The sequence below is a fragment of the Pseudomonas sp. TE6288 genome (assembly GCF_054062095.1).
Map to the genome: position 1 here is coordinate 16,433 of NZ_JBSSEW010000003.1, position 24,080 is coordinate 40,512.

Below are 24,080 nucleotides of genomic sequence, written 5' to 3' on the forward strand. Positions count from 1 at the left end.
GTACCATGCGCGGCATGACCCCTGAATCCCTTTATCACAAGGCGCTGGCCGAGCGTGGCTACGTCGCCGATCCCGCCCAGGCAGCGGCTGTGGCTGCGTTGCAGGACTGCTTCGACGCCTTGCGTCAGGGCCAGCCGACGCAAGGCCTGTACCTTTGGGGCCCGGTCGGCCGTGGCAAGACCTGGTTGATGGACCTGTTCCATCGCAGCCTGCAATTGCCGGCCCGGCGTCAGCATTTCCACCATTTCATGGCATGGGTTCATCAGCGCCTGTTCCAGCTCAATGGCACCGCCGACCCGCTCGCGGCCCTGGCCCGGGCGTTGGCCGAGGAGATACGGGTGTTGTGTTTCGACGAACTGTTCGTCAGCGATATCGGCGATGCGATTATCCTTGGCCGTCTGTTCCAGGTGTTGTTCGATCACGGTGTGGTGATCGTCGCCACCTCCAACCAGCCGCCCGGCCAGTTGTACCGCGATGGCTTCAACCGCGAGCGGTTCCTGCCGGCCATCGCCGCCATCGAGCGGCACATGCGGGTGCTGGCGGTGGCGGGGGAGCAGGATCACCGCTTGCACCCCGGCCTGCAACAGCAGCGCTACTGGGTCGGCCAGCCGGGGCGGTCGAGCGCGCTCGAGGCGGTGTTCGGCCAGTTGAGCCCGGACGACCCAGGCAACGACAAGCCGCTGCAGCTTGGCTCCCGGCAGATCGGCGTGCTGCGCCGAAGCACGCAGGCCCTCTGGTGCCACTTCAGCGCTTTGTGCGAGCAGCCTCTGGCAGCCATGGACTTCATGGCCTTGTGCGACCGCTTTCCGGCGATCCTGGTCAGTGGCATTCCGGCCCTGGGCGGGGTCCAGCAGGCCGGGCGAATTGCCCGCGGTACCGAGGATGGGGCCACCCGCGTCGAGGCCGGGGACCGCCAGTTGCCGACACTGGCGCCGAAGGATGACAGCGTTCGGCGCTTCATCGCCCTGGTGGACGAATGCTACGACCGTCGGGTGTTGTTGTACCTGGAGGCCGAGGTCCCGCTGGAAGCGCTCTACACTCAAGGGTATCTGGCGTTCCCGTACCAACGGACCCTGAGCCGGCTACGGGAGATGCAACTGCAACGCTTCGCCTGAAGGAGCCGACCATGGAGCCGCTGTCGCATCATCTGCTGACCCAGGCCTACAACAATGGCTGGGCCAACCACCGCCTGTACAAGGCTTGTCTGCAATTGACCCAGGACGAGTTCGTCGCCCCGCGCTGCAGTTTCTTCCCGTCGATCAAGGCCACCCTCAACCACCTGTTGACGGTGGACTGGTTCTATCTGGATGCACTGGAGTGCGAGCAACGCGGCCAAATGCCGGATCCGGACGGCGAGCGCTTCTTCCAACCCGAGCAGCCCTTTGCCACCTGCACCGACCTGCAGGCCCAGCAGGCCCAGGCCGACCAGCGCCTGATCACCTATTGCCGGCAATTGCGCGACGACCAGTTGCGGCGCTATGTGAGCATCGTGCGACCGGACCGGGTGCAACAGGAGCAACGTTTGCGCTTGCTGTCACACCTGTTCGAGCACCAGATCCACCATCGCGGCCAGGTGCACGCAATGCTCAGCGATACGGCGATCAGGCCACCGCAGTTGGACGAATTCTTCTGTGAAGAGGAGGCCTCACTGCGATCCGAGGATTTTGCCGCGCTGGGTTGGAGCGAGGCGCAGGTCTGGGGGCAGCACTGAGCGGCGTTCAGGCTGTTTCGTCACCCACCAGATCGTGGGCGGCCTGCACCAGTTGCTCCAGCTGGTGATGCACCATGGCGCGGTCCAGCTGCGCCAGGGGCTGGCGATTCCACAGTATTTGCATGTCGGTGAGCGGATCGACACCGATCACAGGCTTGCAGGTGTCCTGGCAGAACAGGTTTTGTTCGCCCCAGCGTATGTTGTCGATTGCGGGAAGTTCGATGAACATCAGCAAGTGGTCCGCCGGGTGCTCGGTGACGTTGCACACATAAGGCCCTGCCCGCAGGCTGATCACCGGCTCGAAGGTCGTTGGGGGCTCCAGCTTCAGGGCAGCGTACAGCTGGGTCAATGCATAGTCATAGTTCGTGCCTGACATGGCGAGCTCTCGATCAAAGGGCTTGCCACGGTAGTCAGTGCATACCCTGCAAGATACTGGGTGTAGTCGCCATTTTTTAACTGCTGGGCTTCCTGCGGTTCGGCGAAGGCTTGCTTCGCATTGCCTTACAGAGTCGATAAATTTCCTACAAGTGATGGCGAATAGCCTCCCTCTCGGCAAGGACAATCCCTGCGTTTATTCGTGGGAAGGCGCCGTAGTCTGTGGTCCTGGCTGCATCGCGGGGGGCAAGGGCTGCAAGGTCATTCGAATCTTGCACGATCTGCTGCTCGATGGTGCGTAAAGGGTCCTACGGGAAGTATGGCCTCGCGTGGAAGGGATTTCTCCAGTTGAGGGCTGGTGTGTGCAAGGTCGGCAGTTGGATGTTGTCGGGGCGGGGTTCGCGTCCCAGGGGCAGGAAGGCTTCTACGCGGTGATGGTGGGGGAGCTGACGCTTCGCGAAAAGGACGACATCATTCACCTACAGGCAGGCGAGCTGCTGTTCGTCAAGCGCGGCACCTATCTGGTGGCGAGCCAATGGCAGGCATGCGAAGTGCTCTGGCTGCCGCTGGATGTGAATTTCGTGCAGGCGTTCGTGAAACGTCATGGCAATGACCTTGCCCACCTCGAACGCCGTGACGAGCCAGGTGTGGGTACCCTCCGGCTGCGACCCTGCACGATGGCGCAGGAATGCGTGACCCGCCTGGCGGCGCTCGGGGGCGAAGGTACCTCGTCGATGCTGGCGATGCTGCGCCTGGAGGAGCTGTTGCTGCTGCTCATTTTCGGAGCGCAGGGGCGGACCTTGCTGGCGGCACTGCGGCAACAGGGCAATCGCCATGTCGATCGCCTGCACGCATTCATGGAACAGCACTATCTGCGCGATTGGCGCCTGGACCAGTACGCCCAGGCCTTCGGCTTGGGCCTGACGGCGTTCAAGAGTTTGTTCAACACCTTCTACAACTGCTCGCCCCGGGCCTGGATCACCGAGCGCAGGATCGTCCATGCGCACCATCTGCTGCTTAACACGCGCATGAGCATTGTCGACATCGCCATGGAAAGCGGCTTTTCCAGCCAGTCGTATTTCAGCCAGAGCTACCGCCGACGGTTCGGCCGCACCCCCAGCGATGCTCGCCGTGGCTGACAAACTCTTCTGTTCCCTCCGTTGCATGGACGATGCCCGTATGAACACACTTTTGCAGCAAATGGCCCGACGGTTGGGCATGCCTCCCTGGTTGGCCAATGAGCGCGGTGGCTACCAGTTGTGCATCGAGGGACGTGCCCTTTCGCTCGAGCCGCAAGGCACGCAACTGGTTGTTCGCAGCTCGCTGTCGTCACTGGCGGGCCATGGCGCCAGCCTCGACCCGCAAGCCTTGCGCCGCTTGATGAGCATGCTGACAGTGTGGGCGCAGCACTGTCCGCAGCGACTGGCGCTGACACCTGCGGGAGAGCCGCTGCTTGAAGCGCAGGTAGACCTGGCCCAGGGCGATCTCGACATCGTGGATCACGTGCTGGGTGCTCAGGTCGACCTGCTCGCTCTCCTGTGCGAGCAACATGCCGATCCAGTGCCTGCGACCCACCGGGGAGCTCGCGTATGGCTGCCTTGAGGTCGCTTGCCGCCGGTTTGACGGCGCTGTTGGCCAGCCTTGCGGCCCAGGGCGAGTCACTGGATTGGCCCCAGGAGCCTTTCCACTACGTTGCCCAGGGCGAGAGCCTGCGTGACCTGCTGGGCAACTTCGCCGCCAACTACCAGGGGGCGGTGGTGGTCAGCGACAAGGTCAGGGACCAGGTGAGCGCCACGTTCGAGCAGCCGGACCCGGAGGCGTTTCTGGAGCAGGTCGCCGTACTGTTCAACCTGGCCTGGTACTACGACGGCGCAGTGCTGCATGTCGGCAAGTCCAGCGAACTACAGACCCGCCTTGTTCACCTGGACAAAGTGCGCGAGCCACAATTGCGCGCCGCCCTGCAGGAGGCTGGCGGCTGGACGTCGCGCTTCGCCTGGCGCGCCGCGGCGGGGGGGCAGTTGGTGTATGTCTCGGGCCCGCCGCGTTACCTTGACCGCGTCGAGCAGACCGCCAAGGCCCTGGAGCAGCAGGCGGTGTTGCAGGACGAACGCGGTGGCAGCCTGAGCGTCGAGGTGATCGCGCTCAGGCATGCGGTAGCCGAAGACCGTGAAATCGATTATCGCGACCAGAAGGTGGCGGTACCCGGGGTGGCCACGCTCCTCTCTCGGGTACTGACGAACGCCGATGTACGCGCGGTCGAAGGTCAGGCTGTGGCACAGGGGGCGCCCGTTCGCTCCAGTCAAGCCGTTGTCCAGGCCGAAGCGTCGCTCAATGCCATCATCGTGCGTGACCACCCAGACCGCATGCCCATGTACCGGCGTTTGGTGGCGGCGCTGGACCGTCCGGCGGCGCGCATCGAGGTGGGGCTGACGATCCTCGACATCAACGCCGAGCACCTGGCGGAGCTGGGGGTGGAGTGGCAGGTTGGCATAGGTACCGGCAAGCACCAGTTGATCGACATTCGCACCAGCGCAGGCCAGGCGCAGGGCACGCTTGCTGGCAGCCTGGTCGACAGCCGGGGCGTGGACCGGCTGCTGGCCAAGGTCACGTTGATGCAGGGCGAGGGGCGCGCCCAGGTGGTGTCGCGGCCGACCTTGCTGACCCAGGAAAACACCCTGGCGGTGATAGACCACAGCGAAACCTATTATGTGCGGGTGCTGGGTGAACGCGTCGCCGAGCTCAAGGCGATCACCTACGGCACCCTGTTGAAGATGACCCCACGTCTGATCCGCAGTGCGGACCGGCCGGAAATCAGCCTGAGCCTGCATATCGAGGACGGCAGCCAGAAACCCAACAGTACAGGGCCCGATGGTATACCCACCATCAGTCGCACGGTCATCGACACGCTGGCCCGGGTCGACCTGGGGCAGAGCCTGATGATTGGTGGCATCCACCGCGACGAGTCGAGCGAGAGCCTGCGCAAGGTCCCGCTGTTGGGGGACATTCCGTTCCTGGGCGCCTTGTTTCGTTATCAGTCCAGCAGCACGCGCCGATCGGTTCGGCTGTTCCTGATCGAGCCGAAGCTGATTGACCCGGGGCTCGCAAGTGTCGGCAATGGCTTGAAGTCAGGTCCTGTCCGTGATGAGCGCTCTTGAAATGACTTGGAAACTGCGGGTCTACAGTGGCCTGAATGCGGGGGCCGAAGTGTCCCTGGCACCTGGCCGGGTAGTCATCGGCGCCGACCCGGCGCAAGCCGATCTGGTGCTGGTGGACGCAGGGATCGCCGCTATCCACCTGGTGCTGATGGTCGGGCCTGGCGGGGTACGCCTGCTGGAGTGGGGCGCCAGCGAACCACCGACACAGGCCGGGGTGACGTTAGCGGCAGACGTCGAGTTGCAGGCACTTGCCATCCAGCGTTGTGGTCCGTTGTGCTGGGCATTCTGTACAGAGGGCGAAGTCTTTGCCGAGCGGCTTCCCGAGTCGATCCCCCGGCCCGGATTGCGGGCCGGCTGGTTCATGGTCCCCGGCGCCGGGGTGCTGCTGTTGCTGGCGTTGCTCACTCGATTGCTGAGTCCAGAGGCCGAAGCACAGGGTAAAGCGGACACAGCCGATCCCCAGGTCGTGCCACACAGCCTGCCCGTTCCACAGGCCCGGACGCGCCTGGCCCAACTGCTGCGCGAATGGCGCCTGGAAGATGCCCTGACCCTGGAGGACCGCGGTGACACCCTGGTGCTGCGTGGGGCACTGCATGACCGCCAGCATCAGGACTTTCTCAACCTGCAACGCCAGTTCCGCAAGGCATTCGCCGAGCATCCGCTGTTGAAGCTGGTCGATGAGGGCAGGGCCGCTGTGCCCGGGAAACTCGATTTCCCGGTGCGCGCGGTGTCGCTGGGGCGCGTGCCCTATGTGACGCTGACGGACAACCGCCGTTATCCGGTAGGTGCGCTGATGCCTTCCGGTATCCGCATCCTGGCGATCGATGGTCAGGCGATCACTTTGCGCAAGGGTGGGCAGGACTACTCGATCAATCTCAAGGAGCGCTCCATTAATGATGGATGAACTGTTGCAGGAAACACGTGACCCACAAACACGCGCCTGGATGTACGGGGTGCTGGAGCAAGCGCGGCAAGCCCGCGCCGAGCAGATGTCGCGCCCTTTGCCGCCCACGGCATTCCAGGCAGCGCACGACGAGCGAACGGCCCTTGAAGCGGCCTTGAACATCCTGAAAAAACTGAAGGAACATTGAAATGACAGGCATCAGCAGCGGATTCCACGATGGTACCAGCAACACCATGGACATGGTCCACGAAGGCATGGTCAAGCAGGCGCGAGAGGCCAACAAGGCCGTCCTCGAGTCGCTCAGTAAACTCAACGAGAAAAGCGACGACCCCGCGTTGCTGGCCGACATGCGCCACCGTTCGAACATCTGGTCCAACGTGTTCCAGGTCGATGCGACCTTGGGCCAGACCTTCAAGAACACCATCAGCAGCATCCTGCAGAAGTTCTGAGCATGGAGTACTCGGTGAACAATCTGATGGCGCGCCTGGGCTTGCTGGGTGTCGAGCACCATCACCATGACGAAGCGATGGCGATTGCGCGTTGGCTGGCCCGGCAGCCGGAAACCAGGGAAGCCGCCTGTGCGATACGTATCGCCGGCCTGATGGGGGCGGGACGCTGCGAGGAGGCCCTGGCAGAAGGCAATCAGGCCTCCTGGCCATCCCTCGGCCCGTGGCTGGCGCTGTGCGAGCGCCAGCTGGGCTACATGGCGGCGCTGGAAAGGCGCCTTGAGCGTATGGCGCAGAGCGAGGATTGCGATCTGATCCGGTTTGCCGAGGGTATGCGCGCCCAGGTGGTGGCATGAACGGGTTGACCACCTCATTGTTGACGAGTGAGCCAATAGCGCCGATCCCGCAGCCCGTCCATGTCGCTCGGGACGCTGCTGTATTCCAGGCATGCCTGGTCGAGCAGGGCGCAGGTGCTCTGGAGTTCGTGCAGGTGCCGGCACTGGCACAGCAACAGCGCTTGCAAGTGCTCGCCATGGCAATGGACCTGCTCAACGATTCCTTCAAGGTGGAGGGCGACTCATGAATGGCATTGCTGAAGTGACCCGAGTGGTCACCGATCTGCAGTCCCTGGCGGCACCGTCCGTCGATTCCCGCCAAGTGGCCGAGTTCGAGCAGGCGCTATCCAGCAGTGCCGGCAGCCCTGAGGAGGGGGTGTTGCACAAAGTCGCACAGCTCGGCCAGCAGCATGCCGAAGCCAGGCAGGGCGCGCATGCCAGCCTGGTCTCGGGGGTGGGTGATCCGGTGGCATTGATGGATGCCCATTGGGCACTGATACGCACCAACCTGCAGGTCGAGCTGATTGCCAAGGGCGTGGGACGCACCACGCAGAACATCGAAACCCTGATGAAAGCCCAGTAGGTGCACTGTGAAGAATCCATGGCAGTGCTTGCTGCTTGTGACGGTACTGCTGCTGGGCGGATGCAAGGTCGAGCTGTACCTGGGCCTCGGCCAGCGCGAAGCCAATGAAATGCTCGCGGTGCTGGATGCCGAGGGCATCGATGCGGTGAAGGCGCAGGACAAGGACGGCAAGGTGAAGATCCTGATCGATGAGGCTGACATCGGCCATGCGGTAGCCGCGCTCAAGCGCCAGGGCTACCCACGGGAGATGTTCTCCACGGTCAGTGATGTGTTCCCCCGGGATAGCCTGATTTCGTCGCCGCTGGAGGAGCACGCGCGGTTGGCCTATGTGAAGTCCCAGGAGTTGTCACGCACCCTGTCGGAAATCGATGGCGTGCTGGTGGCGCGGGTGCATGTGGTGTTGCCGGAGCCCCGCGACAGCCTGCGTGCAACGGCCCGTGCGGCTTCGGCGTCGATCTTCATCAAGCATGCGGCGGACGCGGCGCTGGACCTGTACATCGGGCAGATGAAGCAGCTGCTGAGCAACAGCATCGAAGGCCTCGACTACGACCGCATCAGTGTGGTGCTGGTGCCTTCCACGCAGGCTCGCCAGCTGTGGCCGGGGGAGCGTCATGCGACGCTGTTGTCGATTCATGTGATGGAGGGTTCGCGCCTGCGTCTTCTTGCGCTGATTGGGACATTGCTGGGGGTGCTGGTACTGAGCAATCTCGCGCAGTATCTGTGGTGGCGCCAGCGGGCATGAGCATGACCCCGTTTCAGCTTCGCTACTGCCCGGCGCGTTACCTGCACCAGGCTCATTGCCCGGAACCGTTGCGGCAGGTGGCCCAGGTCTTGCCACATTGGCGCCGGGACAGCTCGATCAATGGTTGGTTGCTGTCGGCGCTGGACCTGGCCGAACCCTTTGAAATACCGGAACGGCTGGGTGGGCTGGCCCTCTATCCGCAGCCAGCATTCGAACGTGTTCTGGCCACTGTTGGCGGCTTGTTGCATGGCCAGGCCATTGTGCGACTTCTCGACCGAGCCGGCCAGATGCGCTTGCGCCAGGTGCTCGACGATCAAGGCCAGCGCTATTGCCTGGAGAAATGGCGGCTGATCATCGGCCCATGGCCGCCAGGCTGGCAGCAGGCGCTGCCAAGCGGCGCCCTGGACGTGGAGCTGCCCGTGCAGGGTCTGGCGTTCTGGCTACAGGCCAGCGGGTGTACCGATCCCGGTTTTGCCCGGCGCCTGGCCCTGCGACTGCCTGGCACCGGGGCATTGCCGACCTGGCCGATGAGCGACGATCAGCGCGTCCTGGCGCGCACCCTTTGCCTGAAAGTGGCCCGAGACAGGAGCCCGGAATGTTGCCATTTATTGAACTGAATGATTGCCGGCCGATGGTCGAACCAGGCTGTACCGTGTTGCGCGGCGCCGACTACCAGCGCTTTCTCGAAGCCGGCGCATTGACCGAAAGCGCCCGCCAGCGGGCCAGCGACATCGATGCCCAGGCCGATGCAGTGCTTGAGGCACAGCAACGGCTTGGGCGGGAGGTCGGGCTGGAAATGGCCGCGGTCGAGCAGGCGGCGTTGATGCACACTGTGCGATTGCGCTGTGCCGAGTTCTATCGCCGGGCCGATCGACAGATGAGCGAGGTGGTGTACCAGGCGGTGGCCAAGGTGCTGGGGGCATACCCGGACATCGAGCTGACGCTCGCGGCCACACGTCAGGCGATGGCGCAGGTTCGCCCACGGGAGGAGTTGATCCTGCACGTGCGTCCCGACCAGGTGTCCGAGGTTCGCCTGCGTATCGATGAAATACTCGCGCAGTTTCCCGACACGGGCCCCCTGGAAATCTGCGGTGATGCTCGGCTTGCACGCGGTGGTTGCCGACTGGAAACCGAAGGTTGCGTCATCGACGCCAGCATCGAGGGGCAACTGAGCGCTTTGCAGCGGGCGTTGTTGCAAGGAGTTCCTGAAAATGAGGCTGCATACGCATGAACCCGCTCGAACATGGCAATGGGGCGGTGCTGGCCGCCGCTGCGCGGGCTATCCGCGATGACCAGGAGCGTGATGCGCTGCTTCAGGTATTCTGGGCGCAGCTTCGTCAGCCTGCTCGACCGTCTGTGCGGGAGGACATCTTGCCCGTGCGCCGGCCATTGCCGCAGCGTGGGATCTTGGTATAGCACCTGCCCCCAAAGCCTGCAGGAACGGGCAAATCCTGCTCAGACCGGCGGCGCCTGCTCTTGCGCCTGCAACCAGCGGATCACCTCGGCGACCGGCTGGATCAGCTCGCCGGGGATGTATTGCTCCTCCAGGCTGTCCGCGAACAGCGCCCGTGCCAGGGGGATGCGTTTCAGCACCGGCACGCCTTCTTCCTCGGCGATCCGGCGCACCCGCAGGGCCTGCTCGTCGGTGTACTTCAGGGTGACCAGCGGCAACGGGGTTTCCCCGGCCTTGTAGCGCAGGCCCACGGCGATGTGGGTCGGGTTGGTGACGATGACCGATGAACGCCTGACGTCCGCACGCAACGTCCCCTGCTGCAGTTCACGGTGGCGTTTGCGGCGCTCGCGCTTGAGCTCCGGCGCGCCTTCCATCTCCTTGTGCTCACGCTTGACCTCATCCTTGCTCATGCGCAACTGCCGGTGATGCTGCCTGCGCTCCAGGCCGTAGTCGGCCGCTGAAATCGCCATGAGGCCAATGGCACAGACGCCGATCAGTTGGCCCAGCAGGCTGCCCAGCACAGGCAGGATGCAGCCGATGCCGCACAGTGGGACCCTCAGCAACGCGTGCAGGTTGTCGCTGAGCAGGCCGAGCACCAGTGCGCCGAGCAACAGCACCTTGAGCAAAGACTTGAAAAAGTCGAGCAGGTTCCTGACCGAGAAGATTCGTTTCATCCCCTCCACCGGGCTGACCTTCTTGAGGTCGGGTGAGAGCGATTGCGTGCTGAACACCCAGCCGGTCTGCAGCAGATTGCCCGCGCTGGCGGCAATCAACGTGGTCAGCAGGAACGGCAGGGTGAGCCACAGCAGTTCGTGCAGCAACTGCTGCAGCATCAGCTCCAATGCCTGGCTAAAAGGCAGGTGGAGCAGGGGATCGGGTAGCAGCATCAGCGCTTGCAGGTGGCCGAGGAAGTAGTTGGGAAAGCCCAGGGGCAGCACGGCCAGGCTCAGGATCAGCATGCTGGATACCAGTTCCTTGCTCTTGACCACCTGGCCGTTATGCCGTGCATCGCGCAATTTGGCCCGAGTGGGATGTTCGGTCTTCTCCGTGCTCATGGCTGCTCCAGCAAGGGACCGAGCAGGCGCACCGCGTGCAGCGCGCTGAACAGCTGATCCTGGGCCTGCTCCATCAGCAGGTACAGGTAAGGCACCAGCAATGCGCTGCAGACCAGGCTCTTGATTGGCATGGACAGGATGAACACATTCAGCGACGGGGCGAAGCGGCTGACCAGCGCCAGGCCGAACTCGGCGAGGAACATGGCGATCAGCAAGGGGGCGGCGAATAGCATGCACAGGGTCATCAGGTAGCCGAACTGGGCCAGGAAGAACGCGTTCCACTGTCCGCTGATCTGTGGGTAATAGCTTGCCACCGGCCAGCTGGCGTAGCTGCCCAGCAATGCGCCGAGCAGTCCCAGGAAGGCGCCGCCAGTGAAGAACAGAGTGACCAGGGTCTGCAGCAGCAGTGCTCCGGTGGGGCTGGTCTGGCTGCCCAGCAACGGGTTGAGGGTGGACGCCAGGGTCGCGCCGCGCTGGTTGTCGATGAGAAAGCCGCAGGCCTCCAGCGCCCAGAACGGGATGCACACGATGAAACCGAGCAGTAAGCCGAGCAGCACTTCCTTGCCGATGAGAAGCCCCAGTTGCAGCCCATCCAGGCCTGGCGGCAGCGTGCCCGCCACGCTGGGGTAGATGAATAGTGCCAATGAGCATGCCACGCCATTGCGTACCAATGCGCCGCCCAGTACCTGCTTGCCGAGGATCGGCAGCACGATGAAGCAGCTGAACAGCCTGGGCAGGATCAGGCTGAAGTTCAGCAGGGCCTGTTCTAGGGCCTGGGCAGTCATCGCACCCACAGGATCCGCTCGAGCACAAGGTCGGTGTAGCGGTAGAGCTCGCTGCCCATCCAGTCGGCCGTGACGAACAGGGTAACGACCACCGCGACCAGCTTGGCGACGAAGCCCAGGGTCTGTTCCTGCACCTGGGTCAGCGCCTGGACCAGCGACACCAGGGTGCCCACCAGCGCGGCCATCAGCACTGTCGGCAGGGACAGGATCAATATCAGCCACAGCGCCTGGCTGGCGAAGTGCAGGACTTCGGTACTGCTCATCTCAGCCCCCGTAGCTCAGCACCAAGCCGTGGGAGAGGCGCCCCCAGCCATCGAGCAGGACGAACAGCAGCAGTTTGAACGGCAGCGAGATGGTCACTGGCGAGACCATCATCATGCCCATGGCCAGCAGGATGTTGGAAATGATCAGGTCGATGGCGATGAACGGCAGGTAGATCAGGAAGCCGATCTCGAAGGCCCGGGTCAATTCGCTGATGGTGAACGCGGGCAGCAGGACCAGCAGGCTGTTGCCATCGACCTGTTCGGCGTAGCGGCTGGGCCACAACTGGCGGGTGCTGTCGAGAAAGAAGGCGCGTTCGCGTTCATTGACATGCTTGTCGAGAAACGCGCGAAACGGTGCCAGGCCCTCGTCGAGAAAACGTTCGATCGAGGGTGCGTCACCGAGGGCCGTCTCATGGGCATTCAGGTAGTCGTAGGTGGCCATGCCTACCGGCGCCATGACGTAGATACTGAGGATGATCGCCAGGCCATACAAGGCCATGTTGGGTGGGATCTGCTGCACACCCAGGGCGTTGCGCAGTAGCGAGAAGACCACGGTCATCTTCAGGAACGAGGTAGCCATGACTGCGATGAAAGGGGCCAGCGACAGCAGCGCCAGGCCAAGGATCAGGCTCAGTTCGTCGGGCAGCTGGATCATGTCGGGTCGTTTTCCAGCAGCCGGGTCACACGCACCCCGAGACGACCGTCGATGCGCACCAGCAGGCCGCTGCCGATACAGCGCTGATTGGCAAGAATGCGCACCTCGGCCGCCAGCGGGCTGTGCAGCTCGATCAGGGCGCCTGGCCCCAGGGTCGACAGTGTGTGCAGGTCCAGGGTCTGGCGACCGACTTCGAAACTGACCGCAATGGGCAATTGCTCCAGTTCCCCCAGTGCGGTATCGGGCAGCGGTAACGAATCGTGCATGCGGACTAGCTCCAGATGTGTGTCGTCGAGCAGCAGTTCTGCCCAGGGGTGGCCGTCGAGCACGCCGAGCAACCGGGGTGATACTGGCGCGGCGGCGGGTAGCAGCAGGATGTCGCCGGTACCGAGGCCACGCAGCTCGTGCAGCGACAGTTCGAGGGGGCGCCATTGCAACGAGAGGTTCAGCGCGATGTTCAGACGTTCGCGCATTGGGCGTCTCGGCAAGGTGGCCAGCAGGCGCTCAGAATCGCCCTGCAGCCAGCAGGTCAGCGTGCTGGCGGCATGCTTCAGCGATACTTGCAGGCAGGGCGTGCCCCGGCAGACACCTGCCGGTTCTATACCCAGGCATTGCAGGCCAGGAAGCCAAGGGCTGTCCCGTTGCAGCAACGCCAGTTGCACTGGCGCCGGCAGGCTGGCGAAGTCGGCTTCCTGCAAATGCGGCGCCAGCCATTGCGCCAGATGCTGCCGCCGGCAAAGCAGGCGCACCGGCACGCCCTGCCAATCGACCAGCACGGCCAGGTCGGGGTCGCCCTCGCAAGCGGCGATGTTCAGCAAGGCCTGGCGCTCTGCGTCGCCATAGTTGCGTTGGCGATGGCTCAGCAGTCGCTGCAGGTGCAGCTCCTGTTGGGCAGCGGATGGGAAATTCGCAGGGTTCATGGTTCGGGCCACCACTCGTCGAGCACGTGGCGCCGGTTGCGTGAGCCCTGCTCACCGCCGCCATTGGCGGCAAAACCGAGGCTGACCTGCTGCGCAGGATCCAGCCGTTGCAGACGATCAAGCAGGTCCGCGCAGGCCACCTGCAACTGCCGCAGACTCGCTGGCGCGGCCTGGACCTCTACCTGCAAGCCTGAGCCGACATGGCGCATCTGCACCTCGACAGGGCCCAACTGCGGCAGCCGAGCACGCAGCAGGGTCAGTTCGCGGTTGTCGGCTTTGCAACCGAGCACTTGCAGCTGCAGACGATCCACCAGTGCCTGCAGATCTTGGGTGGGTGATACGCCTGGGCAGGACAGTACCCTCTCAACCACTGCACGTTCACAGGTCATGGCATGAACCGGGGCCGGCATGGCGCTTTCATGGGGTTGCAGACGACCCGGCAGGCTGTCGGTGTGCTCGCGAACATCTTGATGCCTGGCCTCGGGCAAACTTGGGCCGGTCGGCTGGTGCGTCTCGGTCTCCTCGGGCTTCGTCGAGGTGAACAGATGACTGACCGAGTCCTCGGTTAGTGCGGGTGGTTCGAGCACAGGTGGGTAGTGGTCTGCCCGGGCCAGGGCGGGCACCAATGGGTAGCCAAGGCCCAGATGGTCAGGCTCCCGAGGGATGCCCTGCCTGTCTGGCGGGGGTAGCAGCAGCTGTTCGAACAACAGCCGCTGGCTGTTCCGGGGAGGCGAGCGAGGCGTGTCAGTCGAGGGGGGGAGTAAGGCAGGCACAGGCAGGGTCTTCATGGTTGCAAGCCACCGTGTAAACAGTGCTCCTCCAACTCGAACTCCTGCCTGCGCTCCGCCAATCGAGTGGCACGCAGGTGTGCCTGGTCCCGCAGTTGGACGAAACTGTCCCTTTTTTTTCGGGTCTGGGCGAGCTGCGCTTGGGCCTGCTGATGTGCCGTGTACTGGCGCGCCAGTGCAGCCTTGCAGGCAACGACTTGCCCATGCAGGCTCGCTTCGCGCTCACCGAGCAGGCCGACCTGCCGGCGCCAGTGCTCCAAGGCACGACAGTCGGTCAACTGGCCGACATGCGCGGCGAACAGGCGTTGTTGTTCTTCGCGGGACCCGCGGCAAAACGCCAGGTGCGCAGCGACGGCCTGTGCCTCGGCTTGCTCTGTCGCCTGTAGAAGGGCCAGCTGGCTTCGCGCTTCACGCTCGGCCCGCTGAAGTCTGCGTTGCTTGATTTTCGCAAGGGCGGTCAGGGGCACCGGGTGATCTCCAGTAGTTGGTCGAGGCTCTGCCGCAGCGAGACGTTTTCGTTGGGGGGCTGGCACAGCCAGGCGCGGATGGCTTCGCGTTTGCCGATGGCCTGGTCCGCGAGTGGATCCTGGCCCTGCGTGTACTCACCGATCCTGAGCAGCAGTTCGACTTCCTCATACCGGGCCATCCATTCGCGCAGTAGTCCGGCGGCGGCACGGTGTTCCGGGCTGACGACCTGGTGCATGACCCGGCTGACCGAGCGCAGCACGTCGATGGCCGGGTAGTGGTTGGCGGCTGCCAGGGCCTGTGACAGGACGATATGGCCATCGAGGATCGAGCGGGTTTCCTCGGCGATCGGTTCGTTCAGGTCATCGCCTTCCACCAGCACCGTGTAGAGTGCGGTGATCGAGCCCTTGGCCGATTGCCCGGCGCGTTCCAGCAGGCGCGGCAACTGGGCGAACACCGAAGGCGGAAAGCCGCGCCGGGTCGGCGGTTCGCCCGCGGCCAGGCCGATCTCCCGCTGGGCCCGGGCGAAGCGGGTCAGGGAATCCATCAGCAACAGGACCTTGTTGCCCTGGTCGCGGAAATATTCGGCGACGCTGGTGGCGACGAAGGCCGCCCGGGCGCGCTCCATGGCCGGGCGGTCGGAGGTCGCGACCACCAGCACCGCACGCCGCAGGCCGTGCTCGCCGAGTTCGTGGTGAATGAATTCACGTACCTCGCGACCGCGCTCGCCGATCAGGGCGAGCACGATCACGTCTGCCTCGGCGTTGCGCAGCAGCGTGGCCAGCAGGGTGCTCTTGCCGCCACCAGCGGGGGCGAAGATGCCTGTGCGTTGCCCTTCGGCACAGGTGAGCAGGCCATCGATACAGCGCACACCCAGGCTCAACGGGGTATCGACCAGCTTGCGGCTCAGTGGCGATGGCGCGTCCCTATGCACGGGGTACCAGGCTTGTGGTGAAGCCGGCGGGCTGCCGTCGAGCGGGTTGCCCAGGCCATCCAGCACCGTCCCCAGCAAATGCTCGCCTACACCCACGCGGTGCATGCCGCCGGTGGGGCATACCTCGGTGCGCGTGCACAGCCCCTGCATGTCGCCCAGCGGAGCGAGCAGCGCCTGGTCCTGCTGCAGGCCGATGACTTCGGCCAACAGTTCAGGCAGGCCGCCCGGCCTGCGCAGCCGGCACAGTTCGCCGACCTGCACGCCGGGCGCCAGTGCACGGATCAAGGTGCCGGTGACCTGGGTGACCTTGCCGTTGGCTTGCACCAGTGTGGCGTTGTTCACGGCGGCCAGCAGGGCCTGGGGAGTCTGGAGCAGCGATGGCGGCATGGGAAAGGTTGCAGCGCGAATGATGGGCGCCATTCTAGGTAGCCTGCCGCGCAGCGGATTTCACTGTGAGGCGCATGTTTTTAGTTTTCGGTCGGACGCTGTCGCGCCTGGCGAAAGGCTAAAAAGAAGCGGCCAGTGGCAACAGAGGGGCACAGGGCTTACCTCTAGCATGGCGCTCATTCTTTGATGCGACGACGAGGTGGGGATGAGCGAAGGCGTCGGCTTTTTACGCAGTGAACCGGGACTGGCCATGCTGCCCGGTTGGGAGGCGCAGGGGCAGTCGGTCCTGCAAGCGCGGCAGGTGGCGCCGATGGCGCAGCAGGCCAGCATGGCGGAGGAGGTGTCCATGGCGTTCTCGTCACTGGCCAACGCGCGGCTCAGTACCCGCAGCCGCGTCACCGATGCGCGCCAGCTGGGTTTGCGCGCGGGCCAGGAGGCCGAGGCCATGCTGGCCAAGGTGCCGGATGTGCAGCGTCGATCACTGGATGAGCTGGTGGCCTGGTTGCGCCAGCACCCTCAGCTGACTCCGGGTGAGCTGCAGGCCCGCCTGGATGGATTTTCTGCTGAGGCCTGTCATCGCTACCTGGCGTTGGCCTATGCCCGCGACGCGTTGGGCACGACGGTCGATGCGCATGGCTTGGCCGGCCAGCTGGACCAGGCCATGGCAGCCTTGACGCAGACCCATGGCCAGGCGATCGAGCTGGGCATCGAGATCGGTCCGCTGGCCCAGGCAACGCAGGCGCAGGGGGTGGCCGAAGTGGTGGCGTTGCGCGGCGTGTACTGCGATTTCCTGTGCGACTATCGCGGGCTCAGGCATGCCTGGGATGAGCTGCGTGCGCGCTTTGGCGATGCCGCCATCGACGACATCGCGCAGTTCATGCTCAACGGCCTGGCCAGCCATATCAATGGGCCGTCCTCGAGCCTGGACAGTAACCGGCTGCAACAGGTCATCAGCGACATGAAGCTGGTGCAGGCGCTCAAGAAACTGGAAGGCGACACTGTCGCGCTGTTCCGCCAGCTTGCCGGAGAGCCCAGTGGCGTACGGACCTTCTGACCTGGTCAGCGACTTGCTGGCGTTGATCGACAAACGCTGGGCAACGGTGCAGGACATCCAGCGCCTGCTCGCGGCGTTGCCGCTTGGCCCGCAGGTGCAACGTATCCAGTGCCTGCGGGAGTTACAGCGGATCTTCCGTCTGCTGCCCGTGCAAGTATTCAGTGACGAGGCGCAACGCGAGCATCTGTTGGCAGTCTGGCAGTTGGCCATGGACCAGGCCGTCGACGATGAGGAGGCGATGCTGTGCGGCGCGCGGGAGGCATGAGCATGGGCTTTTGCACGGCAGCCGTGGCCCAGTTCTGTCGCGACTTGGGTGTGGCGCCAGCGCAACCGCAGGAACCTTTGCTGCGCCTGGAGTTGCCAGGTGCAGGCGTTTTGCAGCTCGAACGGCTAGCAGGGCAGTTGACGCTGTGGCTGGATTTTTCCGTGCACGGGGCGATGTTCGAGCGCGCCATGCGGTGTGCGCTCAGGCAGGTGTACGAACACCAGGCCTGTGGTTGCCTGCTGCGCTGTGGTCTGCTTGCCAACGATCGTCTGGTGCTGCTGGCAGGCCTCGACGAACACGGTTTGACCGAGCAGGCCTTGCATCGGGCCTATCGCTTGCTGACGCGGGTACGCACCGAGGTGTTGGCAGCATGAGCGTTATCGAGCTGGCCGGGCAGGCCCATGATTTCTCGCTGCCGTGGGCGCCAGCCGACGCGGTGCTTGCCCAGCCAGAATGCGACGCTCTGCCTATGCCGGGGCAGCCGGTGCAGGCGCACTTGCGTGAGCTGTACCCGCAGCATCAGGCGGCACGCCTGCGTCTGGCGTACGCCAGGCCCGAACATGAACTGCGCAGCCTTTACAACCCACAGCATTTCACCCGAGCACTGGGCTCGCTGGTGGAACAGCTGCTTGCCTCGCAGGCCCCCGGGTGCCCAGAGGCGGCGGCACTGGTGCAAGCGCTACTGGCCGACCGCCGTACGCTGGAGTGCTGCGTTAACGTCCTGCTCAAGGTGTGAATACATGAAATTGTCGAACGAACAGCAGGATGTCTTGCAGTTGTTGGCCTGGTTGCATCTGCAATGCGGTTGGCCCGAACGGGCGCGGGTGTTGCTGGAGGTGCTGTTGCGCGCCGATCCCCAGCATCGCGCCGGGTGTCGAGCCGCAGTGGTGGTGGCGCTGGAGCTGGGCGATTGGGCGGGGGCCGAACGTCAGTGCCTGGCGCTGCGTGACGCGGGCGAGCTGCAGCCGCCCTTGTGGCTGTGCCTGAGCCAGGCACAGCAAATGGCCGGCCGATTGGAGCAGGCCCAGGCCACCTATGCCGAGTACCAGCGGCGCAAGGCATGCCCATGAATCAGCTGCCCCGAATACTTGGCCAGATCGGCGCCCGCAAGGACCTGATGCTGGCCGTGATGTTGCTGGCGGTGGTGTTCATGATGATCCTGCCGCTGCCGCCCCTGCTGCTGGACTTGCTGATCGCCCTGAACATCACCATCGCCGTAGTGCTGCTGATGATGTCGGTGTACGTGGTCTCGCCGCTGCATTTCTCGGTGTTCCCCTCGGTGCTGCTGGTCACCACGCTGTTCCGCCTGGCGCTGTCGATCAGTACCACGCGGATGATCCTGCTGGAGGCCGATGCCGGGCAGATCGTGCAGACCTTCGGCGACTTCGTGGTGGGCGGCAACCTGGTGGTGGGCTGCATCCTGTTCCTGATCATCACCATCGTGCAGTTCCTGGTCATCACCAAGGGCGCCGAGCGGGTGGCGGAAGTCAGCGCGCGGTTTTCCCTCGACGCCATGCCGGGCAAGCAGATGAGCATCGACGGCGACCTGCGCGCCGGCGTCATCGACGTCAACGAAGCCCGTGAGCGCCGCGGCGAGGTGGAGAAGGCCAGCCAGATGTTCGGTGCCATGGATGGCGCGATGAAGTTCGTCAAGGGCGACGCTATCGCCGGGTTGCTGATCATCATCGTCAACCTGCTGGCAGGGCTGGCCATCGGCGTGATGCAGAAGGGCATGAGCGCGGGTGACGCGCTGCAGCTCTACGCGGTACTCACCGTCGGTGACGGTATGGTCAGCCAGGTGCCGGCGTTGTTGATCGCCATCACGGCGGGAATCATCGTCACCCGTGACGGTCAAGGCGCCCATGACCTGGGGGCGAATATCGGCAGCCAGGTCATGGCGCAGCCCAAGGCGCTGCTGATCGGTGGCGCCTTGCTGGGGTTGTTCGGTCTCATCCCGGGCTTCCCGACAGTCACGTTCTTCATTCTCGCGTTGATGGTCGGGGGCGGTGGCTGGTGGGCGCTCCGCCAGCGGCGTGTCGAAGAGGCTGACCAGCAGCACAGTGGCGGTCTGCCGGCGTTGCTGGCCAATGGTGCCGGCGCGCCAGCGCTGAAACCCGCAGGCAAGGCGAAGATGGGCGCCGACCCGCAGGCCTTTGCCCTGACGGTGCCCTTGCTCATCGATGTGGACAGCGAGTTGCAAGCCGCCCTGGAGGCCGCCTCGTTGAACGATGAACTGGCACGGGTCCGCCAGGCGCTCTACCTGGACCATGGCGTGCCGTTCCCTGGTATCCGCCTGCGTTTCAACAGCGCGCTTGGCCCTGGGGAGTACCGCATCCTGTTGCAGGAAGTGCCGGTGGCGCGAGGCAAGCTGATGCCTGGGTGTCTTCTGGTTCAGGAGAAGCTCAGCCAGCTGGAGCTTGTAGGCATGCCCTACGTGGAAGGCGAAGCGCTCTTGCCTGGGCGCACGAGCCTTTGGGTGGAGCAGGACCTGCGTGATCGCCTGGAGCGTGCCGGCTGTGCCTTCCTGGCGGTCGACCAGGTGCTTGCCTGGCACCTGACCCATGTGCTGTGCGAGTACGCCGGGGATTTCGTCGGCATCCAGGAGACCCGCTACCTGCTGGAGCAGATGGAGCAGGGCTACGCCGAGCTGGTCAAGGAGGTACAGCGGATCCTGCCATTGCAACGAATCACCGAGGTCTTTCAGCGGCTGGTGAGCGAGGGCATCTCGATCCGCAACATGCGTTCGATCCTCGAGGCCCTGGTCGAATGGGGGCAGAAGGAAAAGGACGTGGTGCAGTTGGCCGAATATGTGCGCAGCAGCCTCAAGCGCTACATCTGCTACAAGTACGCCAGTGGCCACAACCTGCTGCCGGCCTACCTGCTCGACCCGGCGGTCGAGGAGATGATCCGCAATGGCATCCGCCAGACCAGCGCCGGCAGCTACCTGGCCCTGGAACCTGCGCAGAGCGATGCCTTTCTCGCCCAGGTCAAAGCTGCGGTGGGCAACCTGCATGAAGCCCAGGCAAGGCCCGTGCTCGTGGTGTCCATGGACATCCGGCGCTATGTGCGCAAGTTGGTCGAAGGCGTTTATTCCGACTTGCCTGTGCTGTCCTTTCAGGAACTCACCACGCAGATCAACATCCAGCCACTGGGGCGCATTGGCTGACGCCATTCTGGCGTCAGAAACCGTACCCCTGAACTACAAAATCGCGGCCGGGCCTGACGGAACGACCGCCACCGCCTCATTAGACTGCATCTGTCGGTACCTCGACCTGGTCATGGCCAGGCTCGCCTCGAGACGGGGTAACCAGCCAATCGGAAGCAGATGATGAGCAGTTCTATCGATGTATTGAATCGCCCTGCGCCCTTGCCGCCTGTCGATCGCGTGGCCCCCCCGCCGATCTGGGTGGACATTCAGAGGGTGGAGCGGTTTCTCGACCAAAACACGATCACGGCAGCGGATGGTCAAGGCCTGCCTTTGAGCCGCGAGTACCGGCGCCAGGTCATAGAGACCTTGCTGGGCCCCGAGGGGCAGGCGCGATTGGCGCAGAGCCGACCCTACTTCGACAGCCTGCTGCCGCATCCGCTGCCCGACCAGCCTGTCGATGCGCTGATCCAGTTGCTGGAAGCCTATGCGGCGTGGTTGCCGGGCGCACCCGTGCAGCTGGTGAACCTGGGCGAACGGCTACGCATGGACGAGCTGGTAATGGCGGCGATGGGTTTGCGCATGCGCAAGCAGAAAGCCGAGCGTACCGAGCTCAGCGAGCAACTGAAGAGCCTCACCGCGGAGCTGAAGATCTTCAGCGTGATCCAGTCCAAGGTCAACGTGGTCATGGCAGCCAAGGGCACCTTCGATCTTCAGGACCCGGGCTTCAACCTCTTCGACCCGAAGTTGTACGACCTGGATGCGGCTGCCTGGGAAACCAGCCCTGAACGCCGATTGCTTGCGTCGTACGGCAATGCAGCCGTGACGGTGCGGCAGTTCCTGGCAGACACGCCCACTGGCATTTCGCCCAACGGCAGTGATCGTCGTCCACACAGGGTCAGCGGACCGATGGATGGCCTGGAATCGCAATATAGCTGGCACAAGGACAACAACCCGCTGGCCAACTTCTCCCAGGCCTTGAGCGATCGCACCCGCATCGTCAACGACAAGGTGACCGAGCAGACCACGCTGCTCAATGACGTGGGGTCGCGGTACACCACCTCCACCGAGGTGATGATGAAGTTCGTCGAGACGTGGTTCTCGATGCTGTCGAAGATTATGCAGAACTGAGGTGATTGATGACTGCAGCACAACAGACAGGCGCCGATGCCATCGAGGCCGAGGCGATCGAAGGTTTCTTCGCTGAGGGCGGCACGTTCGCCATGTTGCGCGGGATTGGCGCGGCACAGCTTGAAACGCTCTATGCCCAGGCATTCGGCTTCTACCAGGCGGGGCGGTTGGAGGATGCCTTGACGATGTTCAAGGGGCTGGCGGCGCTCGACCACTACGACGCCCGGGCATTTCTCGGGGTGGCAGCCTGCTACCAGGCGTTGCAGCGTTATCAGGAGGCGTTACCGGCCTACGCCTACGGCGCAATGCTTGCACCGCACGACCCACGTTTCTGCTTGCATGCCGCTGAATGCCAACAGCATCTGGGTGACCTGGTTTCGGCCCGCAGCGGCTACGAACACGCGCAGGCGCTGGCAGAGAACGGTGAACACGGTGGTTTGGCGAGCAGGGCACAGGGGCTACTTGAGGCATTGCGACAGAAGGAGGCTGCGAGCCATGCGAACTGAACACTTCGTCACTGAAGCGCGGGTGATCGCGGCTGCAAGCGAGATTGAAACGCCAATGACGGGCACGGCCGTCCGCTTGCCAGGCGATACCGGTATGGCCTCGGTAGCCACGCCATCCCGGCCTGATCGTAATGTCAGGTTGGACCCTCCGGTGATTCAGGAATCCCTGGCAACCGGACGCGACCTTCACGGCCTGCTCGATAAAAGTGTCGACCCCGGGCGCTTCATGCAGCCGGCATTGGCCACGCTACCCGATGTCGGAGCGTTGATACTCGGGCAGCTCGCCGGAGAGATTTCCGATGCCGAGCTGGATATCCGCCTCACTGAACTGCTGAGCCGGTTGGGCGCCCGCCAGACCGAACTCAACCTGCAGCAAGTTCGGCAGATGACCGAGCAGAACCGCCAGCAGATGGCGCTCAACGCGCAGAAAATGGCAGAGGTGAGGCAGCGCCATCAGGACGCCGGCACGGCGAGTGTTTTTGCCAAGGTCTTCGGCTGGGCAGCGGCCATCGTGTCCATCGTGGTCGGCACGGTGATGGTTGCGACGGGCCTGGGCGCCGTGGCGGGCGCCCTGATGATCGCCGGTGGCGTCATGGGGGTTGTGTCCATGTCGTTGAACCAGGCAGCCGAGGACGGGCATATCTCCAAAGAAGTGATGAAGTACCTCGGGCCTGCGCTGATGGCGGTGGAAGTCGCCCTGGCCCTTGCCTCGGTGGTGCTCACCTGTGGCGGCAGCCTTGCAGTGGTCGCGGCCAAAGTGGCCGGCAGGGTGAGTGGCAAGGCTGCGCAGGTTGCCCTGTCGCTGGGCCAGAAAATCCAGAGTGTGGCCTCCAGCGGGGGCTCCTCGGTTGCCAGCGCGGGCACCCAGGCCAAGCTGCAGATGACCTTGACCGGTACCGGCATGGCGACCGCCACGCTGTCGGGCGCCGGTGAGGCGGCCAGTTCGGTGATGCAAGGGCTGGCGCTGCGCAGCGAGGCCCAACTGGCCGAAATGCGCCTGGTGCTGGAGCAGGGCCATGGCTATCTCGAGCAACTGGCCAAGGAACTTGAACAACTACTCGCAAAGAAGCAGCAACGCTTCGAGCAACTGCTGGAAATGTTGAGCGCACGCCACAAAGCCTGCGCGGACATCGCCTGTCGAAACGTCATCGCTTGATCAAGGAGCAATCATGAATCTGTCTATTACCAACATCGATCATATGCCCGCCCTGGATTCCCCATCACCGCTGAGCGAGGGACACAATGCCGCGCAGCCGTTGTGGGCGATGCTGGCAATGCCGTGTCCGGCAGCGAGAGCGAAGATCTGCGCACGGCCAGGGCAAGTCGACCTGGATGCGCCACAGGCGATGCCTTGCAGCCAGGATCTTCAGAGCCTGCTGGCCATTCTCCGCGCTGCCATGCAGGTGCGCGACGGTAACGCGCAAGGGCGCAGGACCCAGGCTGAGGTCAGCGTGCAGGCCAGCAAGGAACAGATCGGCTGGATGAGAACCGCCAGCAACGCGCTGTTCGCCTCGGCGGCTGTCAGTGGTGCGTTGAGTGTTTTCACGTTGGCCAGTGGCACCATCGGCATGAGCCGAAACCTGGATGATGCGCGCATGATCAAAAGCCTGGAACAAGCCAACCATACCGCCAGATATGGTCAGTCTGGCGAGGTGACAATGGCCTCGAAAAAACAGATCGACTCGAATCGTATCGAGGTCAAGCATCTGCAGAACGGCATCGATACCCGCAACACCACCCTGCACACGTTCAATGGTGTGGCACAAAGCGGGGCTGCATTCGGCACCGGCATCGCCCTCGCCATCAAGTCGCTGCAGGATGTGTGGGCCAAGGAGCAGGAGCTTGAAGCAACGGTTGCCGACAACCAGAAGGAACTGTTCCAGCGCGGCACCGATGACCTGGCGAAAGTGATCGACCAGCTTCGCCAGCTCACCCAGGAGATCCTGCGTAACGACAACCAAGGATTCAGGGCCGCGGGCGTGATGGTATGAGCGCGTCGCGCAGCATGAACATCGACAGAGGC

General features: G+C 63.9%; 33 protein-coding genes. 24 read left to right on the forward strand and 9 right to left on the reverse strand.

From position 1 onward, the window contains the following. Window positions 1-14 precede the first annotated feature (14 nt). Together zapE and ACVWY1_RS03460 are read left to right on the forward strand one after the other, a co-directional pair. Window positions 15-1,115 (forward strand): cell division protein ZapE, encoded by a 1,101-nt coding sequence (gene zapE / locus ACVWY1_RS03455; RefSeq protein WP_457377786.1) that lies wholly within the window; start codon window positions 15-17, stop codon window positions 1,113-1,115. Window positions 1,116-1,126: 11 nt separating this feature from the next. Beyond that, a complete protein-coding gene (locus ACVWY1_RS03460) occupies window positions 1,127-1,711 on the forward strand; it encodes a DinB family protein (RefSeq protein WP_102684865.1) in 585 nt (194 codons plus the stop codon). Between the two features lie 7 nt (window positions 1,712-1,718). Here the strand turns inward: ACVWY1_RS03460 and ACVWY1_RS03465 are convergent, their stop codons facing one another. Beyond that, window positions 1,719-2,087 (reverse strand): CesT family type III secretion system chaperone, encoded by a 369-nt coding sequence (locus tag ACVWY1_RS03465; RefSeq protein WP_102684866.1) that lies wholly within the window; start codon window positions 2,085-2,087, stop codon window positions 1,719-1,721. Between the two features lie 376 nt (window positions 2,088-2,463). Here ACVWY1_RS03465 and ACVWY1_RS03470 point away from each other — a divergent pair, with 376 nt between their 5' ends. Genes ACVWY1_RS03470 through ACVWY1_RS03525 form a run of 12 tightly spaced genes read left to right on the forward strand, consistent with a single transcriptional unit; the run spans window position 2,464 to window position 9,482 of the window. Beyond that, on the forward strand, window positions 2,464-3,225 hold the full coding sequence (locus ACVWY1_RS03470; RefSeq protein ID WP_146022595.1) for a helix-turn-helix transcriptional regulator: 762 nt from the start codon (window positions 2,464-2,466) through the stop codon (window positions 3,223-3,225). A 40-nt stretch (window positions 3,226-3,265) separates the two neighbouring features. Beyond that, complete coding sequence (locus ACVWY1_RS03475; protein ID WP_198753939.1) at window positions 3,266-3,688, forward strand: CesT family type III secretion system chaperone; 423 nt, start codon at window positions 3,266-3,268, stop codon at window positions 3,686-3,688. After that, on the forward strand, window positions 3,676-5,241 hold the full coding sequence (gene sctC / locus ACVWY1_RS03480) for a type III secretion system outer membrane ring subunit SctC (RefSeq protein WP_277504950.1): 1,566 nt from the start codon (window positions 3,676-3,678) through the stop codon (window positions 5,239-5,241). Before ACVWY1_RS03475 ends, sctC begins: the two co-directional genes overlap by 13 nt. Window position 5,242: 1 nt before the next feature. Beyond that, on the forward strand, window positions 5,243-6,145 hold the full coding sequence (locus ACVWY1_RS03485; protein ID WP_277504949.1) for an FHA domain-containing protein: 903 nt from the start codon (window positions 5,243-5,245) through the stop codon (window positions 6,143-6,145). Next, on the forward strand, window positions 6,135-6,332 hold the full coding sequence (locus ACVWY1_RS03490; RefSeq protein WP_277504948.1) for an EscE/YscE/SsaE family type III secretion system needle protein co-chaperone: 198 nt from the start codon (window positions 6,135-6,137) through the stop codon (window positions 6,330-6,332). The genes ACVWY1_RS03485 and ACVWY1_RS03490 overlap by 11 nt, the downstream gene beginning before the upstream one ends. 1 nt (window position 6,333) lies before the next feature. Next, window positions 6,334-6,594: an EscF/YscF/HrpA family type III secretion system needle major subunit gene (locus ACVWY1_RS03495; RefSeq protein ID WP_046855008.1), complete on the forward strand. Its 261-nt coding sequence runs from the start codon at window positions 6,334-6,336 to the stop codon at window positions 6,592-6,594. Between the two features lie 14 nt (window positions 6,595-6,608). Continuing rightward, window positions 6,609-6,947, forward strand: a complete 339-nt coding sequence (locus ACVWY1_RS03500; protein ID WP_256659264.1) for a YscG family type III secretion system chaperone — start codon at window positions 6,609-6,611, stop codon at window positions 6,945-6,947. Further along, window positions 6,944-7,174 (forward strand): hypothetical protein, encoded by a 231-nt coding sequence (locus ACVWY1_RS03505; protein WP_177486005.1) that lies wholly within the window; start codon window positions 6,944-6,946, stop codon window positions 7,172-7,174. The genes ACVWY1_RS03500 and ACVWY1_RS03505 overlap by 4 nt, the downstream gene beginning before the upstream one ends. Further along, the gene (gene sctI, locus ACVWY1_RS03510; protein WP_177486006.1) at window positions 7,171-7,509 is read left to right on the forward strand and encodes a type III secretion system inner rod subunit SctI; all 339 of its coding nucleotides are present in this window, start codon (window positions 7,171-7,173) and stop codon (window positions 7,507-7,509) included. Before ACVWY1_RS03505 ends, sctI begins: the two co-directional genes overlap by 4 nt. Before the next feature lie 7 nt (window positions 7,510-7,516). Beyond that, window positions 7,517-8,251 (forward strand): type III secretion system inner membrane ring lipoprotein SctJ, encoded by a 735-nt coding sequence (gene sctJ, locus ACVWY1_RS03515; RefSeq protein ID WP_102684876.1) that lies wholly within the window; start codon window positions 7,517-7,519, stop codon window positions 8,249-8,251. 2 nt (window positions 8,252-8,253) lie between these two features. Further along, window positions 8,254-8,868 (forward strand): SctK family type III secretion system sorting platform protein, encoded by a 615-nt coding sequence (locus ACVWY1_RS03520; RefSeq protein WP_232967879.1) that lies wholly within the window; start codon window positions 8,254-8,256, stop codon window positions 8,866-8,868. Beyond that, window positions 8,847-9,482: an HrpE/YscL family type III secretion apparatus protein gene (locus tag ACVWY1_RS03525; RefSeq protein ID WP_277504944.1), complete on the forward strand. Its 636-nt coding sequence runs from the start codon at window positions 8,847-8,849 to the stop codon at window positions 9,480-9,482. Before ACVWY1_RS03520 ends, ACVWY1_RS03525 begins: the two co-directional genes overlap by 22 nt. A gap of 224 nt (window positions 9,483-9,706) precedes the next feature. Here ACVWY1_RS03525 and sctU read toward each other — a convergent pair whose 3' ends face one another. From sctU to sctN, 8 genes are all read right to left on the reverse strand, one after another. After that, window positions 9,707-10,759 (reverse strand): type III secretion system export apparatus subunit SctU, encoded by a 1,053-nt coding sequence (gene sctU / locus ACVWY1_RS03530; RefSeq protein WP_457377787.1) that lies wholly within the window; start codon window positions 10,757-10,759, stop codon window positions 9,707-9,709. After that, window positions 10,756-11,544 (reverse strand): type III secretion system export apparatus subunit SctT, encoded by a 789-nt coding sequence (gene sctT / locus ACVWY1_RS03535; protein WP_139669981.1) that lies wholly within the window; start codon window positions 11,542-11,544, stop codon window positions 10,756-10,758. The genes sctU and sctT overlap by 4 nt, the downstream gene beginning before the upstream one ends. Then, window positions 11,541-11,807 carry a type III secretion system export apparatus subunit SctS gene (gene sctS, locus ACVWY1_RS03540; protein WP_102684882.1) on the reverse strand — a complete coding sequence of 89 codons (267 nt, stop codon included), beginning with the start codon at window positions 11,805-11,807 and terminating at the stop codon, window positions 11,541-11,543. Before sctS ends, sctT begins: the two co-directional genes overlap by 4 nt. A 1-nt stretch (window position 11,808) precedes the next feature. Beyond that, entirely contained in the window at window positions 11,809-12,462 is a 654-nt protein-coding gene (gene sctR / locus ACVWY1_RS03545) for a type III secretion system export apparatus subunit SctR (protein ID WP_277504940.1), read from the reverse strand. Continuing rightward, on the reverse strand, window positions 12,459-13,382 hold the full coding sequence (sctQ, locus tag ACVWY1_RS03550; protein ID WP_277504939.1) for a type III secretion system cytoplasmic ring protein SctQ: 924 nt from the start codon (window positions 13,380-13,382) through the stop codon (window positions 12,459-12,461). Before sctQ ends, sctR begins: the two co-directional genes overlap by 4 nt. Then, the gene (locus ACVWY1_RS03555; RefSeq protein WP_277504937.1) at window positions 13,379-14,089 is read right to left on the reverse strand and encodes a type III secretion system needle length determinant; all 711 of its coding nucleotides are present in this window, start codon (window positions 14,087-14,089) and stop codon (window positions 13,379-13,381) included. The genes sctQ and ACVWY1_RS03555 overlap by 4 nt, the downstream gene beginning before the upstream one ends. A 77-nt stretch (window positions 14,090-14,166) precedes the next feature. After that, the gene (sctO, locus tag ACVWY1_RS03560; RefSeq protein WP_198753948.1) at window positions 14,167-14,637 is read right to left on the reverse strand and encodes a type III secretion system stalk subunit SctO; all 471 of its coding nucleotides are present in this window, start codon (window positions 14,635-14,637) and stop codon (window positions 14,167-14,169) included. Continuing rightward, window positions 14,628-15,956 (reverse strand): type III secretion system ATPase SctN, encoded by a 1,329-nt coding sequence (sctN, locus tag ACVWY1_RS03565; protein WP_277504934.1) that lies wholly within the window; start codon window positions 15,954-15,956, stop codon window positions 14,628-14,630. Before sctN ends, sctO begins: the two co-directional genes overlap by 10 nt. Before the next feature lie 205 nt (window positions 15,957-16,161). Between sctN and sctW the strand changes: the two genes are divergently transcribed. The 10 genes from sctW to ACVWY1_RS03615 all read left to right on the forward strand — a co-directional run bounded on the left by sctW (window position 16,162) and on the right by ACVWY1_RS03615 (window position 24,048). After that, window positions 16,162-17,010, forward strand: a complete 849-nt coding sequence (gene sctW, locus ACVWY1_RS03570; protein WP_198753950.1) for a type III secretion system gatekeeper subunit SctW — start codon at window positions 16,162-16,164, stop codon at window positions 17,008-17,010. After that, window positions 16,991-17,275 carry a TyeA family type III secretion system gatekeeper subunit gene (locus ACVWY1_RS03575; RefSeq protein ID WP_102684889.1) on the forward strand — a complete coding sequence of 95 codons (285 nt, stop codon included), beginning with the start codon at window positions 16,991-16,993 and terminating at the stop codon, window positions 17,273-17,275. Before sctW ends, ACVWY1_RS03575 begins: the two co-directional genes overlap by 20 nt. A 2-nt stretch (window positions 17,276-17,277) precedes the next feature. Next, complete coding sequence (locus ACVWY1_RS03580) at window positions 17,278-17,649, forward strand: type III secretion system chaperone family protein (protein ID WP_158247518.1); 372 nt, start codon at window positions 17,278-17,280, stop codon at window positions 17,647-17,649. Further along, window positions 17,646-18,011 carry a type III secretion apparatus assembly protein SctX gene (gene sctX, locus ACVWY1_RS03585; protein ID WP_457377788.1) on the forward strand — a complete coding sequence of 122 codons (366 nt, stop codon included), beginning with the start codon at window positions 17,646-17,648 and terminating at the stop codon, window positions 18,009-18,011. The genes ACVWY1_RS03580 and sctX overlap by 4 nt, the downstream gene beginning before the upstream one ends. A 4-nt stretch (window positions 18,012-18,015) precedes the next feature. After that, a complete protein-coding gene (gene sctY, locus ACVWY1_RS03590) occupies window positions 18,016-18,345 on the forward strand; it encodes a type III secretion apparatus assembly chaperone SctY (protein ID WP_102684891.1) in 330 nt (109 codons plus the stop codon). Beyond that, window positions 18,342-20,441, forward strand: a complete 2,100-nt coding sequence (gene sctV / locus ACVWY1_RS03595) for a type III secretion system export apparatus subunit SctV (RefSeq protein WP_457377789.1) — start codon at window positions 18,342-18,344, stop codon at window positions 20,439-20,441. The genes sctY and sctV overlap by 4 nt, the downstream gene beginning before the upstream one ends. A 312-nt stretch (window positions 20,442-20,753) precedes the next feature. Then, complete coding sequence (locus ACVWY1_RS03600) at window positions 20,754-21,551, forward strand: virulence-associated V antigen (protein ID WP_457377790.1); 798 nt, start codon at window positions 20,754-20,756, stop codon at window positions 21,549-21,551. A gap of 8 nt (window positions 21,552-21,559) precedes the next feature. Next, window positions 21,560-22,057 (forward strand): SycD/LcrH family type III secretion system chaperone, encoded by a 498-nt coding sequence (locus tag ACVWY1_RS03605; protein ID WP_277504925.1) that lies wholly within the window; start codon window positions 21,560-21,562, stop codon window positions 22,055-22,057. Window positions 22,058-22,208: 151 nt separating this feature from the next. Further along, on the forward strand, window positions 22,209-23,213 hold the full coding sequence (sctE, locus tag ACVWY1_RS03610; RefSeq protein ID WP_457377791.1) for a type III secretion system translocon subunit SctE: 1,005 nt from the start codon (window positions 22,209-22,211) through the stop codon (window positions 23,211-23,213). A gap of 13 nt (window positions 23,214-23,226) precedes the next feature. Next, window positions 23,227-24,048: a hypothetical protein gene (locus ACVWY1_RS03615; RefSeq protein WP_457377792.1), complete on the forward strand. Its 822-nt coding sequence runs from the start codon at window positions 23,227-23,229 to the stop codon at window positions 24,046-24,048. Window positions 24,049-24,080: the final 32 nt, after the last annotated feature.

Coding starts and splice junctions, on each gene's coding strand:
- ACVWY1_RS03495 (WP_046855008.1), top strand. CDS start 6,334: ATGACAGGCATCAGCAGCGGATTCCACGATGGTACCAGCAACACCATG.
- sctX (WP_457377788.1), top strand. CDS start 17,646: ATGAGCGTTATCGAGCTGGCCGGGCAGGCCCATGATTTCTCGCTGCCG.
- sctU (WP_457377787.1), bottom strand. CDS start 10,759: ATGAGCACGGAGAAGACCGAACATCCCACTCGGGCCAAATTGCGCGAT.
- sctQ (WP_277504939.1), bottom strand. CDS start 13,382: ATGAACCCTGCGAATTTCCCATCCGCTGCCCAACAGGAGCTGCACCTG.
- ACVWY1_RS03465 (WP_102684866.1), bottom strand. CDS start 2,087: ATGTCAGGCACGAACTATGACTATGCATTGACCCAGCTGTACGCTGCC.
- ACVWY1_RS03505 (WP_177486005.1), top strand. CDS start 6,944: ATGAACGGGTTGACCACCTCATTGTTGACGAGTGAGCCAATAGCGCCG.
- ACVWY1_RS03615 (WP_457377792.1), top strand. CDS start 23,227: ATGAATCTGTCTATTACCAACATCGATCATATGCCCGCCCTGGATTCC.
- sctI (WP_177486006.1), top strand. CDS start 7,171: ATGAATGGCATTGCTGAAGTGACCCGAGTGGTCACCGATCTGCAGTCC.
- ACVWY1_RS03485 (WP_277504949.1), top strand. CDS start 5,243: ATGACTTGGAAACTGCGGGTCTACAGTGGCCTGAATGCGGGGGCCGAA.
- ACVWY1_RS03460 (WP_102684865.1), top strand. CDS start 1,127: ATGGAGCCGCTGTCGCATCATCTGCTGACCCAGGCCTACAACAATGGC.
- ACVWY1_RS03490 (WP_277504948.1), top strand. CDS start 6,135: ATGATGGATGAACTGTTGCAGGAAACACGTGACCCACAAACACGCGCC.
- sctC (WP_277504950.1), top strand. CDS start 3,676: ATGGCTGCCTTGAGGTCGCTTGCCGCCGGTTTGACGGCGCTGTTGGCC.
- ACVWY1_RS03475 (WP_198753939.1), top strand. CDS start 3,266: ATGAACACACTTTTGCAGCAAATGGCCCGACGGTTGGGCATGCCTCCC.
- ACVWY1_RS03520 (WP_232967879.1), top strand. CDS start 8,254: ATGACCCCGTTTCAGCTTCGCTACTGCCCGGCGCGTTACCTGCACCAG.
- sctV (WP_457377789.1), top strand. CDS start 18,342: ATGAATCAGCTGCCCCGAATACTTGGCCAGATCGGCGCCCGCAAGGAC.
- sctR (WP_277504940.1), bottom strand. CDS start 12,462: ATGATCCAGCTGCCCGACGAACTGAGCCTGATCCTTGGCCTGGCGCTG.
- zapE (WP_457377786.1), top strand. CDS start 15: ATGACCCCTGAATCCCTTTATCACAAGGCGCTGGCCGAGCGTGGCTAC.
- sctY (WP_102684891.1), top strand. CDS start 18,016: ATGAAATTGTCGAACGAACAGCAGGATGTCTTGCAGTTGTTGGCCTGG.
- sctS (WP_102684882.1), bottom strand. CDS start 11,807: ATGAGCAGTACCGAAGTCCTGCACTTCGCCAGCCAGGCGCTGTGGCTG.
- sctW (WP_198753950.1), top strand. CDS start 16,162: ATGAGCGAAGGCGTCGGCTTTTTACGCAGTGAACCGGGACTGGCCATG.
- sctT (WP_139669981.1), bottom strand. CDS start 11,544: ATGACTGCCCAGGCCCTAGAACAGGCCCTGCTGAACTTCAGCCTGATC.
- ACVWY1_RS03580 (WP_158247518.1), top strand. CDS start 17,278: ATGGGCTTTTGCACGGCAGCCGTGGCCCAGTTCTGTCGCGACTTGGGT.
- sctN (WP_277504934.1), bottom strand. CDS start 15,956: ATGCCGCCATCGCTGCTCCAGACTCCCCAGGCCCTGCTGGCCGCCGTG.
- ACVWY1_RS03605 (WP_277504925.1), top strand. CDS start 21,560: ATGACTGCAGCACAACAGACAGGCGCCGATGCCATCGAGGCCGAGGCG.
- ACVWY1_RS03525 (WP_277504944.1), top strand. CDS start 8,847: ATGTTGCCATTTATTGAACTGAATGATTGCCGGCCGATGGTCGAACCA.